Source organism: Kribbella sp. NPDC051936 (genome assembly GCF_040680955.1).
Classification (GTDB): Bacteria; Actinomycetota; Actinomycetes; order Propionibacteriales; family Kribbellaceae; genus Kribbella.
Map to the genome: position 1 here is coordinate 99,331 of NZ_JBFAXS010000010.1, position 17,246 is coordinate 116,576.

At 71.2% G+C, this 17,246-nt stretch carries 17 protein-coding genes; 6 read left to right on the forward strand and 11 right to left on the reverse strand.

Translation table 11 applies throughout. The annotated features are described in order from the left end of the window. Positions 1–34: 34 nt before the first annotated feature. Both AB0L64_RS33245 and AB0L64_RS33250 read left to right on the forward strand, forming a co-directional pair. Positions 35–1,012, forward strand: a complete 978-nt coding sequence (locus AB0L64_RS33245; RefSeq protein WP_363716651.1) for an iron-siderophore ABC transporter substrate-binding protein — start codon at positions 35–37, stop codon at positions 1,010–1,012. An 18-nt stretch (positions 1,013–1,030) separates the two neighbouring features. After that, positions 1,031–1,675, forward strand: a complete 645-nt coding sequence (locus AB0L64_RS33250; RefSeq protein ID WP_363716653.1) for a hypothetical protein — start codon at positions 1,031–1,033, stop codon at positions 1,673–1,675. Here AB0L64_RS33250 and AB0L64_RS33255 read toward each other — a convergent pair. From AB0L64_RS33255 to folP, 5 genes are read right to left on the reverse strand one after another with little or no spacing between them, the layout of a single operon-like run. Next, positions 1,672–2,580, reverse strand: coding sequence for an alpha/beta fold hydrolase (locus AB0L64_RS33255; protein ID WP_363716655.1), 909 nt, complete (start codon positions 2,578–2,580; stop codon positions 1,672–1,674). The genes AB0L64_RS33250 and AB0L64_RS33255 overlap by 4 nt on opposite strands. A gap of 53 nt (positions 2,581–2,633) precedes the next feature. Then, positions 2,634–3,251, reverse strand: a complete 618-nt coding sequence (locus AB0L64_RS33260) for a TetR/AcrR family transcriptional regulator (RefSeq protein ID WP_363716657.1) — start codon at positions 3,249–3,251, stop codon at positions 2,634–2,636. A 1-nt stretch (position 3,252) separates the two neighbouring features. Beyond that, positions 3,253–3,954: a class III extradiol dioxygenase subunit B-like domain-containing protein gene (locus tag AB0L64_RS33265; protein ID WP_363716659.1), complete on the reverse strand. Its 702-nt coding sequence runs from the start codon at positions 3,952–3,954 to the stop codon at positions 3,253–3,255. 3 nt (positions 3,955–3,957) lie between these two features. Further along, entirely contained in the window at positions 3,958–4,683 is a 726-nt protein-coding gene (locus AB0L64_RS33270) for a pyrimidine reductase family protein (protein ID WP_363716661.1), read from the reverse strand. Continuing rightward, positions 4,683–5,564: a dihydropteroate synthase gene (folP, locus tag AB0L64_RS33275; RefSeq protein WP_363716664.1), complete on the reverse strand. Its 882-nt coding sequence runs from the start codon at positions 5,562–5,564 to the stop codon at positions 4,683–4,685. The genes AB0L64_RS33270 and folP overlap by 1 nt, the downstream gene beginning before the upstream one ends. A gap of 187 nt (positions 5,565–5,751) precedes the next feature. Between folP and AB0L64_RS33280 the strand changes: the two genes are divergently transcribed. Genes AB0L64_RS33280 through AB0L64_RS33290 form a run of 3 tightly spaced genes read left to right on the forward strand, consistent with a single transcriptional unit; the run spans position 5,752 to position 8,776 of the window. Then, positions 5,752–7,068 carry an L-fuconate dehydratase gene (locus AB0L64_RS33280; protein WP_363716666.1) on the forward strand — a complete coding sequence of 439 codons (1,317 nt, stop codon included), beginning with the start codon at positions 5,752–5,754 and terminating at the stop codon, positions 7,066–7,068. Continuing rightward, complete coding sequence (locus tag AB0L64_RS33285; protein WP_359925177.1) at positions 7,065–7,814, forward strand: SDR family oxidoreductase; 750 nt, start codon at positions 7,065–7,067, stop codon at positions 7,812–7,814. The genes AB0L64_RS33280 and AB0L64_RS33285 overlap by 4 nt, the downstream gene beginning before the upstream one ends. Beyond that, a complete protein-coding gene (locus tag AB0L64_RS33290; RefSeq protein WP_363716669.1) occupies positions 7,814–8,776 on the forward strand; it encodes an aldo/keto reductase in 963 nt (320 codons plus the stop codon). Before AB0L64_RS33285 ends, AB0L64_RS33290 begins: the two co-directional genes overlap by 1 nt. Here AB0L64_RS33290 and AB0L64_RS33295 read toward each other — a convergent pair. The 6 genes from AB0L64_RS33295 to AB0L64_RS33320 form a co-directional block, all read right to left on the reverse strand. Continuing rightward, entirely contained in the window at positions 8,766–10,304 is a 1,539-nt protein-coding gene (locus AB0L64_RS33295; RefSeq protein WP_363716672.1) for a helix-turn-helix domain-containing protein, read from the reverse strand. The two genes, AB0L64_RS33290 and AB0L64_RS33295, sit on opposite strands and share 11 nt — an antisense overlap. Further along, positions 10,301–11,371, reverse strand: coding sequence for a DUF917 domain-containing protein (locus tag AB0L64_RS33300; RefSeq protein WP_363716674.1), 1,071 nt, complete (start codon positions 11,369–11,371; stop codon positions 10,301–10,303). Before AB0L64_RS33300 ends, AB0L64_RS33295 begins: the two co-directional genes overlap by 4 nt. Before the next feature lie 168 nt (positions 11,372–11,539). After that, complete coding sequence (locus AB0L64_RS33305) at positions 11,540–12,649, reverse strand: DUF917 domain-containing protein (RefSeq protein WP_363716676.1); 1,110 nt, start codon at positions 12,647–12,649, stop codon at positions 11,540–11,542. Next, positions 12,646–13,719 carry a DUF917 domain-containing protein gene (locus tag AB0L64_RS33310; RefSeq protein WP_363716678.1) on the reverse strand — a complete coding sequence of 358 codons (1,074 nt, stop codon included), beginning with the start codon at positions 13,717–13,719 and terminating at the stop codon, positions 12,646–12,648. Before AB0L64_RS33310 ends, AB0L64_RS33305 begins: the two co-directional genes overlap by 4 nt. A gap of 109 nt (positions 13,720–13,828) precedes the next feature. Continuing rightward, positions 13,829–15,388, reverse strand: a complete 1,560-nt coding sequence (locus tag AB0L64_RS33315) for a hydantoinase/oxoprolinase family protein (RefSeq protein ID WP_363716680.1) — start codon at positions 15,386–15,388, stop codon at positions 13,829–13,831. Positions 15,389–15,400: 12 nt separating this feature from the next. Continuing rightward, positions 15,401–16,747 (reverse strand): cytosine permease, encoded by a 1,347-nt coding sequence (locus tag AB0L64_RS33320; RefSeq protein ID WP_363716682.1) that lies wholly within the window; start codon positions 16,745–16,747, stop codon positions 15,401–15,403. A 122-nt stretch (positions 16,748–16,869) separates the two neighbouring features. On the opposite strand from AB0L64_RS33320, the gene AB0L64_RS33325 reads away from it, so the two are divergent. Next, the gene (locus AB0L64_RS33325) at positions 16,870–17,244 is read left to right on the forward strand and encodes a hypothetical protein (protein WP_363716684.1); all 375 of its coding nucleotides are present in this window, start codon (positions 16,870–16,872) and stop codon (positions 17,242–17,244) included. Positions 17,245–17,246: the final 2 nt, after the last annotated feature.

Consider the following 17,246-nt stretch of genomic DNA (forward strand, 5'->3'; position numbering starts at 1 on the left):
TCCCGTTGCCTGATCCGGTTGCTTGGAGACGTCTGTGCGCCTGCCCCGCATTACCGCCCTGCTCGCTGTCGCCGCACTCGCCCTCACCGCCTGCGGCGGGTCCCAGGACGACGACTCGCCGGAGGCCGCCGGTGCGTCCGACGGGTTCCCGCGCACCATCGCGCACGCGATGGGCAGCACCGAGATCCCGGCGAAACCGAAGCGCGTGGTCGCACTCGACGCCAGCTTCGTCGACGCCACGCTGATCCTCGACACGCCGGTTGTCGGCTACACGGAGTACCGCAGCATCAAGGGCAGCCTGCCGGACTACCTCGGCGACGACCGGACGAAGTACGGCTCCGAGGCGCAGGCGGTCGGCACGCTCGCCGAGCCGAACCTGGAGAAGATCGCCGAGCTGAATCCGGACCTGATCGTCACCGCGAAGGTCCGGCACGAGAAGCAGTACGAGCAGCTGTCCAAGATCGCGCCGACGATCATGTCCGAGACCACCGGCCCGACCTGGAAGGACAACATCCGGCTGGAGGCCGAGGCGCTCGGTCAGGAGGCGCTCGCCGAGCAGGAGATCACGGCGTACGAGAAGGCGGCCAAGACCGTCGGCGACGCGATCAACGCCAAGGCGGGCAACCCGACGATCTCGGTCACCCGGTTCGTCGACGGCCCGACCCGGCTGTACCAGAAGAAGAGCTTCTCCGGCATCGTCATGCAGGACGCCGGCCTGGCCCGCCCGAAGTCGCAGGACGTCGACGACTTCGCGCTGGAGATCAGCCCGGAGCGGATCAAGGACGCCGACGCGGACGCGATCTTCGTCACCGTGTACGCCGACGAGAAGGGCCTCGGCCAGAAGACCGCCGCCCAGTTCAAGGCGAACCCGCTGTGGAAGCCGCTGGCCCCCAAGGTCCACGAGGTCTCCGACACCACCTGGATGACCGGCGTCGGCCTGCAAGGCGCTTGGGCCATCCTCACCGACCTCGCCCAGACCTTCGACGTCCCGGCCCCGGCGAAGGCGAGCTGACCGATTAGTGTCGGGGCTATGACGGCTCTCGCGCGGTGGCACGTTGGTCCGTGGACTGCCCGGGGTACGCGGCCCGGTGAGCCGACGGTGCCGGGGCGGCGGCGGACCGCTGACGAGTTGAACTTCGACGTGGTCGGGCTGGCGCGGATTCTCGGGCGGCGGTTGTCGGGGCGGGACGAGTTGCAGGTCCGGCTCTGGCAGAACGAGTTGCGGCCGACGCACACGCGGATGTGCGGCGTCCACACGCTCGCGGATCCGGACAACGCCCGCCTGCTGCACGACACGGCGCAGGAGGCGCTCGCCTGGTTGGGAGAGCGCGCGCCGGCTGGGTACGAGTTCGTTCTCACGGACGCGGTCGAGCTGCGAGCGCTCGTCGACCTGTCCGCCGACGTGATCGCCGTCGACGCGGTCGTGCAGCTCGCAGACCGCCCTCTCCCTGCCGCACGACTGGCGACCGCCCACGTACGCCGTTCCGCCACGGGTGACTGGTACGCCGGGGACGCGGTGTGCAACTGGTCCGGCCCGCACGCCACGTCCGACGACGCGGTCGCCGCAGTACGAGCTGCCCGCGACGAACTGGTGGAGCAACTACGCGCCGCTGGCCGCGAGGACCTGGCCGCGACAGCGGGCCGCTGGCCTGCCGTGCCGATCGAGTCGGCCTAAGCGGCTGGACTGGTCGGGGCTGGTCTCGGGGTCAGGTGTTTCTGGAGGAAGGCGAGTTCGGCCTCGACGACCTGTTCGTAGGCGTCGAGGAAGGGCGCGTAGTGGTTGCCGGGCACCTGGAGGACGTCTGCGTTCGGGGTGCTCGCGGCAGCTTTCAGTGTCGGGGCTGCCAGGGCCGACTGGTCGTCGGCGCACACGACGTACAGCATCGGGCAGCGGGCATCAGGCGCGTACTTCAGCGGACGGTAGAGCGCGGCCGGGAACACGGATCGAGCAGCGATCGACTGCTGCCACTCGGGATAGCGGTTGTCCGGGTTGAGGGTCGCGTTGCTCAGTTGGGCGTCGGGGGTGTTGAGAAGCGCCACCGTGCCGGGCGGCCCGGCGAGATCCACCAGGCGAGGTGGCCGGCCGAAGAGACCGCCGGCCAGGTCGAGCAGGCTGCGGCCGATCAGCCGGAGCGCGCTGCCGGGAGTCTGGTAGCGCGAGGCGTTGCGCGTCACGGTCGGGCCGTCGACGTTGGCGGACTGGGCGATCGCGGCGGCGATCCCGAGATCTTCCGAGGCGAGCTGCACGATGTATCCGCCGGGGAGTGAGAACGCCCAGATCGCCACCCGCTCGACACCCGGAAGCGTCTTGGCACAGGCGATCGCGGCGCGCCAGTCGGCCAGCTGATCGGACACCCGGGCGACCTGCCGCGGCTCACCCGCACTCTCGCCGAAGTTCCGGTGGTCGAACGCCAGGACACCGAACCCGGCCGCGGCGAACCGCTCCGCGAACCGGTCCGTGCCCGGCTCCTTCGTGACGCCGAAGCCTCCGGTCATCACCACACACCCGCCGTTGGCGCCGGGGTAGTGCCAGGCCGCGCACGTGACCCCGCCACTCGTGAAGCTCACCTTCTCGCGCATAGCAGAAGTGAACCACGCGGTTCGCAAAACTGTCTACGCCTGCTCCTCGCGGTCTACATCTGCTCCTCGCGGTCGAGGGCGCGCACGAGCGCCGCGAAGCCGGCCTCGATCCCGGCCGCGTCGCCGCTCGTCCGCCACTCGATCAGGAAACCGCGCAGCGTCGCGAGGATCAGCTCTGCCACCTCGGTCTTGCGTTGCTCGTCCCAGTCCTCGGGGCACAGCGACAGCAACGCCGGCAGGTACTGACGCGAGGCCGACCGGGCGAGGTCGGCGTACCGCCCGGCGTCGTACATCGCGAGGCCGATCGCCTGGTCGAGGACCCACGACTCGGTGCCGATGAGCGTCGGCCACATCGAGTGCACCCGGTCCGCCAGCGACCGGCCGTCGCCCTCACCGGCCGCGACCACGGCACGGTCGATGCGGCGCTCGCGCAGCTGCAGGACTGCCTGCGTGAGCAGGTCCTCGGGTCCGTCGAAGTGGTACAGCAGGACCTTGTGTGTCGTACCGGCCGCGCGCGCCGCCCGGCGCAGCGAGAAGTCGACGAGCCCGTTGGTCCCGAGCTCGTCGGCCACCTTGTCCAGCAGTTCACGCCGCCGGGCCTCACCTCGGGGCGACTTCGCCGAGCGCCGATACCCGGCACGCTCCCCGGACGGCTCAGGTGAATCGGTCATTTCAGGTGAAGCTCGCGACGAAGTACCCGACGCCGTACGGCGCTGCCTCGTAGCGGAGATCGCCCGACAACGGCGTCCCCGCGAGGGCTCCGGCGAGCACCTGCCACGGCGCGCGGCCGGCCGCCTGCAACTCGCCGGCCAGGTCCGGGTCGAGGGCCTCGAGGACGTCGAGATCCTTGTGCTGCAGGGCCTTCGCGACCGTGGTGTCGAAGATCTCGGCGCGCGGGTGCAGATGCACCGGCGAGTGCTCGCTGCGGCGCGCCGAACCGTCGCCCATGACCAGCAGACCGACCCGATCGTTGCCGTCGGCAATCTCCCGGCCGAGCCGGACGCACTCGACCGGTACGGCGTCCGTCGGCACGGCCCAGTACGTACGCGGCAGCGAAGCCGCCTTCGACTGCTCGAGCAACCAGCCACCGACCGCCAGGGACAACGGCAGAACCTCCGGCCCGGCGCCGAACCGCACACCGGGCGCCCCGTAGGCCCCGAACGAGCCACCTGCATCGGCGCCGTAGACCCGTGGAAAGGCAGGGGTGCCTGCGGGGATCGAGCCGACGACCAGGACGGTGGTTGCTGTTGCGAGCGCTTCGATCGCGGTCAGGCAGGCAGCTCGGAGCGGGTCGAGGTCGGGGGCGGCGCCGGAGGCCACCTCGGGGATCAGCAGCGGTGGGTGCGGGCAGACCGCGGCGGCAACGACGGGCACGGGTCAGGCCTCCCGGAGGTAGCGGAAGAACAGGTAGTCGTCGGAGGCAACCAGCCGCGAGCCCAGCGTCATCCGGCGGGTCAGCGTCGACGGCAGGCCGGCCGTGATGCGGCCCGATCCCGGCCCGGCCAGCAGCGGCGCCAGCGCCAGGCACAGCTCGTCGACCAGGTCGGCATGGGTCAGCGCACCCAGCAGATGCGGCCCGCCCTCGGACAGGATCTGCTGCAGCCCACGCCCGGAGAACTCCTCGACGACCGCCGGCAGGTCGACCTCGGCCTCTCCGAGGACGAGCACCTCGGCGACCTCCTCCAGCGCCTCCCGCCGGTCCGGCGGCGCGGCCGCGTGCGTCACCACGATCGGCCGGACGGCGGACCTGAACACCGGGTTGACCGGACTCAGCTCGAGCCGCGAGGACACGATCGCGAGCGTCGGGTTCTCGGCGAGCCCGGCCGCGGTCCGCCACTCGCGGGCCTTCGCGGACAGCTTGAGCGGGTTGTAGCCCTCGTCGCGGATCGTCCCGGCGCCGACCAGAACGACGTCGGCGAGGCGCCGGATCATGCTGAACACCCGGCTGTCGGAGTCGCTCGACAGCGCCTTCGACTGCCCGTCGATCTCGACCGCGCCGTCCAGGCTGCTGACGAAGTTCGCGCGCAGGTGCGGCACGCTCCGGTCCGCGACCTCGTAGACCGCGATCAGTTCCTCGTCGCTGAGCTCGTCCAGCAGCCGCATCAGGCCAGGCTCCTTCGGGTTCCGGCGGGCTGTGCCGTGCCACGCAGTACGGCGATGAAGTCGAGGGCCTGCCGGGCGGCCGGGACGTCGTGCACGCGGAACACCCGGGCGCCGAGCCAGGCGGAGACGGCGAGCGCGGCGAGAGTCCCGTTGCCGCGCTGCCCCGGCGGCAGTTCGAGGGTCTCGCCGATGAAGTCCTTGTTCGACACCGCGACCAGCACCGGCCAGCCGGTCGCCGTGAGTTCTTCCAGGCGGCGGGTCAGCTCCAGCGACTGGAGCGTGTTCTTGCCGAAGTCGTGCGTCGGGTCGATCAGGATGCCGTCCCGCCGGACGCCCGCGGCGAGCGCCCGCTCCGCGAGTGAGGTCGTCGTACGGATCACGTCCGCGACCACGTCGTCGTACGCCATCCGGTGCGGGTCGGTGCGCGGCGAGAGACCGCCGACGTGGCTGCAGACCAGGCCGGCGCCGGCTTCGGCGGCGGCGTGCACCAGGTCGGGATCGGCACCCGCCCAGGTGTCGTTGATCAGGTCCGCACCGGCCGCCGCGACCTGCCGGGCGACTCCGCTGCGATAGGTGTCCACGCTGATCACGAGCGACGGGTGGCGGGCCCGGATACCGGCCACGAAGTCCACGGTCCGGCGCAGCTCCTCGTCCTCGCTGACCGGCTCGCCGTACCCGGCCTTCACGCCGCCGATGTCGACCAGGTCGGCACCCTCGGCGACCGCCTTGTCGATCGCCGCGTACGCCGCGTCGGTCGCGTAGGTCGCGCCGCGGTCGAAGAATGAGTCCGGGGTCCGGTTGACGATCGCCATCAGCGCGAACTCGTCCACCCCGAACGACCGTTTGCCCAGCCGCAGCACTCCATCACGCACGTCCGCCACGCCACCGACTGTAACTGGCGGACCTGGGTCACTCACCAACCCCCGCGCCCTGCGCCGCTCGAGCGGGCGCGACGCCTTCAGCGGCGACTTGGTGGGTGACCCAGGTCCGGGACCACCTATCGCGCGAGCCACATATCCTATAGGATCCGTCCCGACAGACCGCCCACCGCAGCAGATCGGGTCCTCGATGCCACGATTCACCGAGTTCGAGACGTACGACGTCCGCTTCCCCACGTCGCTGGACCTGGACGGCTCCGACGCGATGAACACCGACCCGGACTACTCCGCGGCGTACGTGATCCTGCGGACCGATGCCGGGGACGGGCTGGAGGGACACGGGTTCGCGTTCACGATCGGCCGCGGCAACGACATCCAGACGACCGCGATCGAGGCGCTCCGTGACCACGTCCTCGGGCTCGACCTGGACGCCACGCTCACCGACCTCGGCGGCTTCTGGAAGTCGCTGGTGCACGACTCGCAACTGCGCTGGCTCGGCCCCGAGAAGGGCGTCATGCACATGGCGATCGGCGCGGTCGTCAACGCGGTGTGGGACCTCGCCGCCAAGCGTGCCGGCGTCCCGCTGTGGAAGCTGCTGTCGGACCTCACGCCGGAGCAGATCGTCGACCTGGTCGACTTCCGGTACCTCACCGACGCGCTGACGCCGGAGGAGGCGCTGGACATCCTGCGCAAGGCCGAGGCCGGCCGCGCCGAGCGGGAAGCGGTCCTGCGCGAGCGCGGGTACCCGGCGTACACGACGACGCCCGGCTGGCTCGGGTACGACGACGCGAAGCTGGTCCGGCTCTGCCACGAGGCCGTCGCCGAAGGGTTCACGCAGATCAAGCTCAAGGTCGGCGCGAACCTGGACGACGACATCCGCCGGATGCGGCTGGCCCGCGAGGCGGTCGGTCCGGACATCCGGATCGCCGTCGACGCCAACCAGCGCTGGGACGTCGCGGAGGCGATCCGCTGGGTCGAGGCGCTGGCGCCGTACGACGTCTGGTGGGTCGAGGAGCCGACCAGCCCGGACGACATCCTCGGGCACGCGGCCATCGCGAAGGCGATCGCCCCGATCCGGGTGGCCACCGGTGAGCACGTGCAGAACCGGGTGGTGTTCAAGCAGATGCTTCAGGCCCAGGCGCTGTCCGTGCTGCAGCTGGACTCGGCCCGCGTGGCCGGCGTCAACGAGAACGTCGCGAACCTGCTGCTGGCGGCCAAGTTCGGCGTCCCGGTGTGTCCGCACGCGGGCGGGGTAGGACTGTGTGAGTTGGTCCAGCACCTGTCGATGTTCGACTACGTCGCGGTGAGCGGATCGATGGACGACCGGGTGATCGAGTTCGTGGACCACCTGCACGAGCACTTCCTGGACCCGGTGGTGATCCGGGACGGGCATTACGTGGCGCCGGTGCGGCCCGGGTTCGGCGCCGAGATGGATGCCGAGACGCTGACCGACTTCCGGTTCCCGGGTGGCAAGATCTGGACCGACCTGACCAAGGAGAAGAAGTGACTGATTTCGCCGGCCTCCGCGCGGTTGTCACCGGTGGCGCCTCGGGGATCGGGCTCGCGGCCGCCGAGCTGCTCGCCGCCCGCGGCGCCCAGGTGGTCGTGTTCGACCTGAAGCCGGAGGTCGCCGAGCCGCTGACCGGGATCGCCACCGACGTCACCGACGACGGCTCGGTGCGGGACGCGGTCGCGGCCGCCGCGCTGCAGCTCGGCGGGATCGACATCGTGGTGAACAACGCCGGCATCGGCGCGCAGGGCAACGTGACCGCGAACGACGACGACGAATGGCACCGGGTGCTGGACGTGAACGTGGTCGGCATCGCGCGCGTGACCCGGGCCGCGCTGCCGTACCTGCGCAAGTCGGACGCGGCCGCGATCGTCAACACCTGCTCGATCGCCGCGACCGCCGGCCTGCCGAACCGCGCGCTGTACTCGGCGAGCAAGGGCGCCGTCCTCGCGCTGACGATGGCGATGGCCGCGGACCACGTGCGCGAAGGGATCCGGGTCAACTGCGTGAACCCCGGTACGGCGGACACCCCGTGGGTCGGGCGGCTGCTCGACGTCGCGGCGGACCCGGCCGCGGAGCGTGCGGCGCTCGAGGCGCGGCAGCCGATGGGCCGGCTGGTGTCGGCCGCCGAGGTCGCGCAGGCGATCGTTTACCTGGCCAGCCCACTCTCGGGCTCGACGACCGGTACGGCGCTCGCGGTCGACGGCGGGATGCAGAACCTGCGGCTTCCGGCGGCGCGCTGATGAAGCTCTTTCCGGACGGTCAGCGCGTCGGGCTCGGCGGCGCGCCGCTGGGCAACCTGCTCGGCGAGGTGCACGAGGCGGACGCCGTCGCCGCCGTGGACGCGGCGTGGGACGAGGGCTGGCGGTATTTCGACACCGCACCGCACTACGGTCTCGGGCTCGCGGAGGAACGGCTCGGCCTCGGCCTGCGATCCCGGCCGCGGGACGAGTACGTGTTGTCGAGCAAGGTCGGCCGGATCATCTACGAGGCCTCCGACGCCGCCACCGACGACGAGGGATTCGACGTCAGTACGACGCGGCGGCGGCGCTGGGACTTCTCCCCGGACGGCGTCCTGCGCAGCATCGAGGACTCGCTGCGGCGGATCGGGACCGATCGGCTGGACGTGGTGTTCGTGCACGACCCGGACGACCACTTCGAGGAGGCGGTCGCGACCGCGTTCCCGACGCTGATCGAGCTGCGCGAGCAGGGCGTGATCGGCGCGATCGGCTCCGGGATGAACCAGTCGGCGATGCTGACCCGGTTCGTGCGCGAGATCGACATCGACGTGATCATGCTGGCCGGTCGGTACACGTTGATCGACCCGGACGGCCTCGACGACGTCCTGCCGGCTTGCGTGGAGAACGACGTACAGGTGGTTGCCGTGGGCGTCTTCAACTCCGGGTTGATGTCGCAGCCACGGCCCGCGGCCGGGACCACGTTCAACTACGAGCCCGCGGCGCAGTCGCTGATCGACAAGGCGAACAAGCTCGCGGACATCTGCGAGTCACACGGCACCACGCTGCCTGCAGCGGCGCTCGCGTTCCCGTTGGCACACCCAGCCGTCGCCGGCATCGCCGTCGGCTGCCGCAACGCCGAAGAGGTCCACACCAACGCCGCCCTGGCCCGCATGGAGGTTCCCGCCGCACTCTGGTCGGACCTGAAGTCGGCCGGCCTCCTCCGCGAGGACGCACCTACTCCGTAGGGGTTGTGCGGGAGGCCAGGTGGAGGGCCAGCCGTTCGTCCGGGTTGGTGAGGTCGACACCCAGGAGGTGCTGGATCTTGGCTATCCGGGCGGCGGCGGTGTTGCGATGGATGCCAAGCACTGCGGCTGTTTCGGCCACGGAGGATTCTGTGTCCAGGTAGACAGCCAGTGTGGTGACGAGGTCGCCGGGCTGGTCCTTGATCGGAGCCAGCAGCGCCCGCGCGGCGGGCTGGAACGTGTCGGTGCGGGTCCAGGCCAGCAGGAGTTGCGCCAATCCCAGCCGGTCCACGTGCAGGAAACGGCCGGTCTCGGCCCGGCCGCGCGCCAAACCGGCCGCGTCGCCCGCTTCGGCCAGGGTCGTGGCGATTCCGCTCGGCCCCGGCTGCACCCGCCCGACGCCGACGTACGCGTCCACGGTCTGCACCAGTCGCCGCTGGACCCGCCGGATCGCGGCGGCCTGCTGCTGCACCTCGGTTGCCGTCGGTTCCCGGACAGCGGTGATCCACGCGGACCAGCCGTCGCCCTGCTCCACCACAACAGCCCGTAGCCCTTCGGCGTCGAACGCCTCCACCACATCGGCTCGCCGACCGGCGACATCAACTTGTCCCTCGGCCCCGATCCGGATCCCGGTGTGCCAGCCGTCGAGCTGCCAGCCGAGATCCACCGCACGCCGCCGCGTCGCCTCCGACGGCTCTCCGTGCAGCAGCTCACCGAGCAACGACGTCCGCTGACGGGCGTCCCGCTCCAGCTCCAGCCGTCTGAGCGCCATACGCTCACCGACCGCCGGTGCGACGACGCTGAGCACGTCAGGCACGGCGGCGACCTCTGCCGGCACCGCACCGGGCAGCCGCGCCACCAGCCAGCACACCGGGCCGACGCCGAGCACAGCAACCGCAAGCAGTACGGCGCCGCTCGGGAGGTCGATGCGGTACGGCGCGGCCCATGCCACAGGCACGCGTGGCAGGGCCGTCGCCAGCGCCGTACGTTCGTCCGGCTCCAACGGCTCACCGGCCAGCGTGCCGCCGTCAGCTCCCGCCAACGTGACCGGCCGGTCCAGTACGTCGGCCGTGGTCCGCAGTACCGCGTTGAGGTCGCCGCCGGCGCGCCGCAGAGCAGAGACAGCTCGCAGTACCAAGTCCGACCGGAGCACCTCCGGCTCTGCTGTCACGCGGCGCAGGTACTCGTGCGCTGCCAGCGGGTCCGGGCAGCCCAGCACGGGCAGCTGCAGCCGCTCCGCCAGGAGCTGCGCACCGCGCCCCAAAGGCTCCACACCCGCAAGCAGCAACGCACCCGCGCCGGCAGCCGACGCCCTGCTGATCAGTGCGTCGATCCGCCAGTCCGCGTGGTCATCTGCCAGCAGTACGACGAGCAACCGTCCGTCCAGCTGCTCCGGATGCGCGGAGACCTCCAGCACCACCTGGGAGCCTGTCAGACGAGGCTCCCGGATCGCCGTGGCGGCGAGGACGACCACGTCGTTCCAGCCCGGCGAGCTGAGCATCGCGGTCAGCGTCGGCGCCAGGTCTGTCATGACGCTTCCAGCAGCTGCGGCGGACACGACAGTCCGAACGCCTGCGGGCCCACATGGGCGAGCCGGTCGGGCCGCCGCCACCAGGCGGGCCCTGGCAGCGCCACCGCCACAACCTCGTCGCCGGTGCGGATGGCGTCCACCGCGATCGGCTGGAGCGTCCGGCGATCGAGCACGCAGAGCAGGTCCGGTGTGGTGACGACCGGTGTCCCGTCGACCAGAGCGAGCAGGTACTCGTTCTCGGTCTCGATCCGGATGACCGCGCGGCTGCCGGCATCGACCATGCACATGCTGCCGCGACCGAAGGCAGCACCGCCGTCGGCGATGAGATGACGGGCGACCTCCTCGACCCGCCCGGCACCGACCAGCCGTCCACCGAGACCCGCGGCGACCGCAGCGGGCGTGGCATCGGAGTCGAGGGCGGCATGGGCTCGTCCGAGCGTCAGCGCCCGGGTCAGACTCCCCCGTACGGCGTCCGCGGTCGCGGCCCCCACCGCTGTCGGCGCCAGCGCGAGCACGGCCCACCCTCCGGTGTGGGCGACGAAGCTGCGCACGGCCCGTTCGAGACCGGCGGCGTCGATGTTGTCCACGACGATCACCTGACCGCTCGGCTCACTGAGCGCACACGGAGTCAGAGAGCGTCCCGCGACTGCCCAAGAGAACTGATCGAGCCGCGGCAGCGCCCGCCCCATCAGGTCCGCGTCGACCACCGGGAGGCCAAGGTCCAGGGCGGCGATCAACGGCGTCAGCCCGTTCAGCCCACCCGCTTCGAGCGGCATCAGCCCGGTGACCTCGGTACCCGTCCACCGGCTGACGGCCCGCACCGCGGCGTCGAACTCACCACCGCCCGGCAGCTTCTCCATCAGCACACTGGTCGCTCCGACGACGCCGATCGGACTCACCGAGGCATCGGGCAGATCCGCGGCGTCCCGCAGTACCAACTCCCCCGCACCGAGCCGCCGGCGCAGCATCCGGCCGAAGGCGCGCGTGTCACCCCCACCACCGGAGCCGAGCAGCGTCACCCCGACAACGAGCGCCGTCAGATCCCGCTCCCGCACGACCGTGCTCATGCGCCGATCCTGCCACCGGCGGACCTGCAGCACTCAGCAAACGCGCGAAATCGGCCCTGCGGATCACCGACTGAGCGTGCCGGGCCGATGGACCGCGAGGTTGGTGAGTGCGGGACGTCCGGTGGAACCCCGGCCCGCCGCGGAGGGGTCAGCACGGCGGGCCGAGGGTCAGAGGACGAGCGCCTCCGCGCGGCGCTCGACAGGGCTGAACGTGACGTCCAGCCCGAAGCAGGACGGCCCGAACACGGCCAGCGCCTCGGGGGTGCGCATCAACTCCGGCGTGGAGATGCCGACCACGGTGACGCGCTGGCCGTAGCGCAGGCCTTCGGTGGTGATCGGCTCCGCGGTGTCCGCCTCCAGCACGCAGACCAGGTCCGGCACCGTGCACACCACCTCGCCGTCGACGTCGGCAACCAGATTCTCGTTCTGGAAGCGCAGCTCGAGCCGCGACGCTCCGTCGTACGAGGTGAAGCGGGCCCGTCCGCGCGCGAAGCCCTCGACGGTACGGCGCTCGACGTCGACGACCTTCCCGCGGAACAGCACCCGCAGGTGGTTGTAGAGCGTCGGGGCAAGTGCTGCTCTCACAGCCTCGATCGGGTCTTCGTGCGCCGCCCGCGCCTCCCGGACCGCCCGGCCGATCGACAGCCCGAGCGAAAGCGTCCGCGGTACGGCGGTCCGCTTCACCTCGGCGCCCGTCATCGAGTACTCCGCGATGTGCGCGACGCCGCCGAGCCGGATGGTGATGCCGCGCGCCAGCCACTCCATCTGCCGGTTGTCATGGCCGGTGTCGATCACCACGGTCTCGTCGTGCTCCCCGGCGATCGCCATCGGCGAGCCCGGGACGCCGTACACCGAGAACGTCTCCATCTGCAGCTCGGGGAACGCGCGCCCCATCCCGTCCGCGTCGACCACCGGCAACCCGGTGCGGGCGGCGACCAGCAACGGGATCATCGAGTTGATGCCGCCGCACTCGATCGGCATCGTCGCGTCGGCGCGCCGGCCCAGGTGCTTCTCCAGCGCGCGCAGCGCACCGACCGGTTCGCTGCCGCGCGGGATCTTCTCGACGATGACGGTCGGCGCGCCCATCTGCGCGGTCGGGATCACGAACGCGTCGTCGGCCAGCTCGTCCGGGTCGAGAACGGTGATCGGGCCGTGCTCGCGGATCGCCTGCTCGACGAGCAGCCGCCCGATCAGCGGGTCGCCGCCACCGCCGGTCCCGAGGATCGCCGCCCCACGGGCGAGATCCCGCAGGTGCTCGACACCCAGCTGCCAGCTCATACCGCCTCCAGCGCGCGGATCGGGTCGAGGTCGTAGCCGAAGTACCGCGGACCGACCAGCTCGATGCCCTCCGGGGAGTGCCAGCGTTCGTCGGCCGGGGCCGCGAGCACGCTGACCCGGTGGCCGTAGCGCAGCGCCTCGGTGGTGATCGGCTCGCCGGACTCGGTGTCCAGCACGATGATCAGGTCCGGCGTCGTCGCCATCGCCGTACCGTCGAGCTCCGCGACCAGGTGCTCGTTCTGGAAGCGCAGCACCAGCAGCCGGCCGTGCGAGGCGTCCAGTCCGTCGACGGCCGCGTCACCGCGCGCGAAGCCGGTCGTCGTACGGCGTTGCACGTCGACGACCTTGCCCACGTGCAGGAGCCGGCCGCCCAGCTCGTCCACCACCGCCGCGACCGGATCGGTGTGGGCCCGCTGTGCCTGCTCGATCGCGCGCCCGATCGTCACGCACTTGCTCAGCGTGCCGGCGACGAACGAACCACGGACGTCCGCGCCGGTCATCGCGTACAGCGACACGATCGCGGAGCAGCCCATGTCGACGGTCGCCGAGCGGGCCAGCCGTTCGGCCCACTCGTTGCTGATCGTGTCGAAGACGCCGCGGTTGCCTTTCTCGTCCACGATCGACATCGGCGTCGCCTCGATACCGGCCAGCGTCGGCAGCACCATCTGCAGCTCGGGGAATGCGCGGCCCATCCCGTCGCCGTCGACCAGCGGCAGCCCGAGCTGCGCGGCCGCGATCACCGGGACGGTCGAGTTGACCCCGCCGGCCTCGATACAGGCCAGGTGGGTCGGCGTCTTCCCGACGTACTTCGCCAGGGTCTGCACGGCGACCGAGATCTGGTCCGCCGACGGCAGCTTCTCCACCATCACCGTCGGCGCGCCCATCATCGCCACCGGCAGCACGCAGGCGTCGTCGGGAAGGTCGCCGACGGCAACGATCTCCACAGGCCCGTGCTCCCGCAACGCCTGCTGTGCCAGCAACCGCCCGATGTGCGGATCCCCGCCCCCGCCGGTGCCGAGCACGGCAGCGCCCCGGGCCAACGCGCCCAGATCCTCGGCCCGCAGCTTCATCGCCACCACTCCACTCCGGATCCCAGGCCCGTCACAATCACGGATCCGGCCGCGCGTCCCGCGGGAGTGCTCGGGCACCGCTCGATGGTGATGGCCTGCAGATCCGCCCTCATCGGGTCTCCCCCAGACGGAGGTCGCCGACCGCCTTGCAGCGGATGCGGGTGGCGTTGCCGGGCAGGTACGGGATCGGGACCTCGTCGAAGTCGACGATCCGCACCGCTGCCGGGTCGGCGCCCGCCGCGATCGCGCGGTCGACCGCCTCCTGCCGCGCCTCGTCCACCACGGCGTCCCGGCGGCCCGGGTCGATCGCGTACACCCGGTCGACCTCGCCGCCGACCTGCGCGATCGCGGCGCCGATCGCGTTCGCGACCGCGAAGTTGTCCGGCCGGTGCACGGCGAGGCTGCCCGGCAGGTCGTCCGGGAGCAGGATCGAGCCGCCGCCGACCGCCACCACCGGCAACGGGTCCGGCGACGTCCGCATCCGCTCGACCGCGTCCGCGATGTCCGCCGCGACCCGGGCGAGCGCGGCCTTCACCAGCGTCGGGTCGAGATCGGCGACCGCGCTCGGATCCCCGACCTCGGCGCGCCCGGCCGCCACCGCGATGTCCGTCGCGGTCACCGTCCGGCCGCCGAAGACCAGCGCCTCCTCGGTCAGCCGGTACCCGACCGATCGCGGTCCGACCGTCACCTGGTCGCCGCCGTCGGCCACCAAGCTGCCGCCGCCGATCCCGATGCTGAGCACGTCGGGCATCCGGAAGTTGGTCCGGACGCCGGCCACGTCGACCTCGGTCGTCGCCTCCCGCGGGAAGCCGTGCGTCAGGACACCCACGTCACTCGTCGTACCGCCGACGTCGACGACCGCGCACGTGTCGAGACCGGACAGCAGCGCGGCGCCGCGCATCGAGTTGGTCGGCCCGGACGCGAACGTGGCCACCGGGTACCGGCGGGCGAAGTCGACGTCCATCAGCGTGCCGTCGTTCTGGCTCAGGTACAGCGGTGCGGAGATGCCGTGACCCGCGACGGCGCTGGCCAGTCCATCGACGATCGAAGCGGCCAGCTCGCGCAGCGCCGCGTTGATGATGGTCGCGTTCTCCCGCTCCAGCAGCCCGATCCGGCCGATCTCGTGCGACAGCGAGATCGCCACGTCGTCGCCGAGCTCGGACCGCAGGATCTCGGCCGCGCGCAGCTCGAACTCGTTGCTGACCGGCGAGAACACCGACGAGATCGCCACCGACCGGACGCCGTGGTTCACCATGTCGCCCGCGTGCCGGCGCAGCTCGTCCGCGTCCAGCTCGGCGATGTGCCGGCCGTCGAACTCGTGACCGCCGTGCGCCAGGTAGCTGCGGCCGCTGATCGCCTCGACCAGCCGCTCGGGCCAGTCGACCAGCGGCGGCAGCGATGCGGTGGCGGGCAGCCCGAGCCGCAGCGCCGCGGTCGGCGCCAGCCGCCTGGCTTCGACCAGCGCGTTGATGAAGTGGGTCGTGCCGATCATCACGGCCTGCACCTGTGCGGGGTCGAAGGATCGCTCCGCCTGCAGCCGGTCCAGCGTGTCGATGATGCCGGCGGTCACGTCCGCACTCGTCGCGGACTTGTTGGCCGCCAGCACGGTGGTGCCGTCCAGCAGCACGGCGTCGGTGTTGGTGCCACCGACATCGATACCGATGCGCATCTGCGATTCCTCTCAGCTTGTCGCGGGTACGGCGGTGGCGGTGGCGGGCTCGCTGTCCATCGTGCGGCTGGTGCCGACGCCGCGGATCAGGCCGAGCTTGCCGGCGACGACGTACGCCAGGAAGCCGACCACGAGCGAGTTGATGCTCGGCAGGCCCCACGCGACGTATTTGCCGATCAGCGCGGCGCCGATCCAGATCACGATCGTGGCCGGCACCCAGGTCGGCGCGGTCGCGGGCAGCGCGCCGCTCGCCCGGGACGCGTCCAGGTCGGGGCGCCAGCGCTTCACCACGAAGTACTCCGCGACCATGATCCCGGCGATCGGCGGGAACGCGACGCCGAGCAGGATCAGGAAGTCGGTGAACTTGTCCAGGATCCCGCCGGCCGCGAGTACGCTGCCGAGCACGCCGACCACCAGCGTGACGGCGGCCCGGTTGACGTGCCGGCCGAAGACGGTGCCGATGAAGTTCACGACACCGAGGCCGGAGCTGTAGAGGTTCCAGTCGTTGATCTTGATCGTGCCGAGGATGATCACCAGCGTGCCGACCCAGCCGACCGACGAGGTGACGATGGTGACCACGTTCGCCGAGCCGATCGCGTGCGCCAGCAGGACGCCGACCAGACCGATCACGTACTCGCCGAGGGTGATGCCGAGCACGGTCTGCTTCACCACGTCGCCGACCGTCCGGTTGTAGCGGGTCATGTCCGGCGTGATCACCGCTCCGACGATGAATCCGCCGGCGACCAGCGTCGTACCCTCCAGCAGACTCAGGTGCGGACCGGCCGGTGCGGCGTTGACCAGCGAGCCGAGGCTGTGGTCGGACAGTTCGCTGATGATCGACCAGCCGACCAGCAGCAGGAAGGCCGGGACGGTCACGTACGCGACCCAGGCCATCGAGTGGAAGCCCCGCAGCACGACGAGCGTCACCGCGAGACCGAACACGAGCGACCAGCCCCACGTCGGCAGGACGCCGATCAGCTGGCTCAGCCCGGCCGCGGACACCGCGGACTGGATCCCGAACCAGCCGATCAGGCTGATCCCGATCGCCAGCCCGATCAGCGACGAGCCGGCCTGGCCGAAGCCGGTCCAGCGCGCGATCACCGACGTCTGCAGGCCCTCGCGGGTGCCGATCACGCCGATCAGGATCGCCACCAGCTCGAGGATCACCGCGCCGAGCGTGAGCGCCCAGAACGCGTCCCAGAAACTCATGCCGAACCCGAGCGTCGCGCCGAGCAGGAACTGGCTGAGCGCCGAGATCTGCCCGAAGCGCTGGGTCGCGACCGACCACCAGGAGTACCGCGCATGCTCGGGGACCCGGGCGAGCGCGTAGTCGTCCGCACCTACAGATGTACCGCCCATCGAAACCTCCAGCCCTGGGATTTCACCGAACGTACGACGGGCATCCCTGGTACTCACCGTGGAGAATGCACACCCCGTGGGCGCTGACTGTGCAACCGGCCCACCTCGCTACCCTTGTCGCGATGGCCGGTCGCATGCTGCGGTTGCTCGGCGTACTCACAGTAGTCGCCGGCGTCTTCGCCATGCACGGCTTGACCTCTCACCACGACCCGATGACGGCGATACCCGGGCCGGCCATGACGCACACCGCATCGCCGGTGCTGGACGCTGACCTGGTTGCGGTCCACGTCTCTCCGGCAGACGAGGAGCATGGCATGGGCGGGGCCTGCATGGCTGTGCTCACCGGGCTGGTGCTGCTGCTCGCGCTGCTGCTGGGTCTGCGGAGCCTGCTGGCCTGGCGGGTGATTCGCACGCCCTTCGCGGTGGCGCGGCACGTGGTGGGTGAACGGTTCTCGCTCCGGCTGACGCCGTCGTCGTTGGGTGTACTGCGCATATAGGC

Coding starts and splice junctions, on each gene's coding strand:
- AB0L64_RS33280 (WP_363716666.1), top strand. CDS start 5,752: ATGCCACGATTCACCGAGTTCGAGACGTACGACGTCCGCTTCCCCACG.
- AB0L64_RS33270 (WP_363716661.1), bottom strand. CDS start 4,683: ATGCGGCTGCTGGACGAGCTCAGCGACGAGGAACTGATCGCGGTCTAC.
- AB0L64_RS33310 (WP_363716678.1), bottom strand. CDS start 13,719: ATGAAGCTGCGGGCCGAGGATCTGGGCGCGTTGGCCCGGGGCGCTGCC.
- AB0L64_RS33320 (WP_363716682.1), bottom strand. CDS start 16,747: ATGGGCGGTACATCTGTAGGTGCGGACGACTACGCGCTCGCCCGGGTC.
- AB0L64_RS33290 (WP_363716669.1), top strand. CDS start 7,814: ATGAAGCTCTTTCCGGACGGTCAGCGCGTCGGGCTCGGCGGCGCGCCG.
- AB0L64_RS33255 (WP_363716655.1), bottom strand. CDS start 2,580: ATGCGCGAGAAGGTGAGCTTCACGAGTGGCGGGGTCACGTGCGCGGCC.
- AB0L64_RS33305 (WP_363716676.1), bottom strand. CDS start 12,649: ATGAGCTGGCAGCTGGGTGTCGAGCACCTGCGGGATCTCGCCCGTGGG.
- AB0L64_RS33300 (WP_363716674.1), bottom strand. CDS start 11,371: ATGAGCACGGTCGTGCGGGAGCGGGATCTGACGGCGCTCGTTGTCGGG.
- AB0L64_RS33260 (WP_363716657.1), bottom strand. CDS start 3,251: ATGACCGATTCACCTGAGCCGTCCGGGGAGCGTGCCGGGTATCGGCGC.
- AB0L64_RS33295 (WP_363716672.1), bottom strand. CDS start 10,304: ATGACAGACCTGGCGCCGACGCTGACCGCGATGCTCAGCTCGCCGGGC.
- AB0L64_RS33315 (WP_363716680.1), bottom strand. CDS start 15,388: ATGCGCATCGGTATCGATGTCGGTGGCACCAACACCGACGCCGTGCTG.
- AB0L64_RS33325 (WP_363716684.1), top strand. CDS start 16,870: ATGGCCGGTCGCATGCTGCGGTTGCTCGGCGTACTCACAGTAGTCGCC.
- AB0L64_RS33250 (WP_363716653.1), top strand. CDS start 1,031: ATGACGGCTCTCGCGCGGTGGCACGTTGGTCCGTGGACTGCCCGGGGT.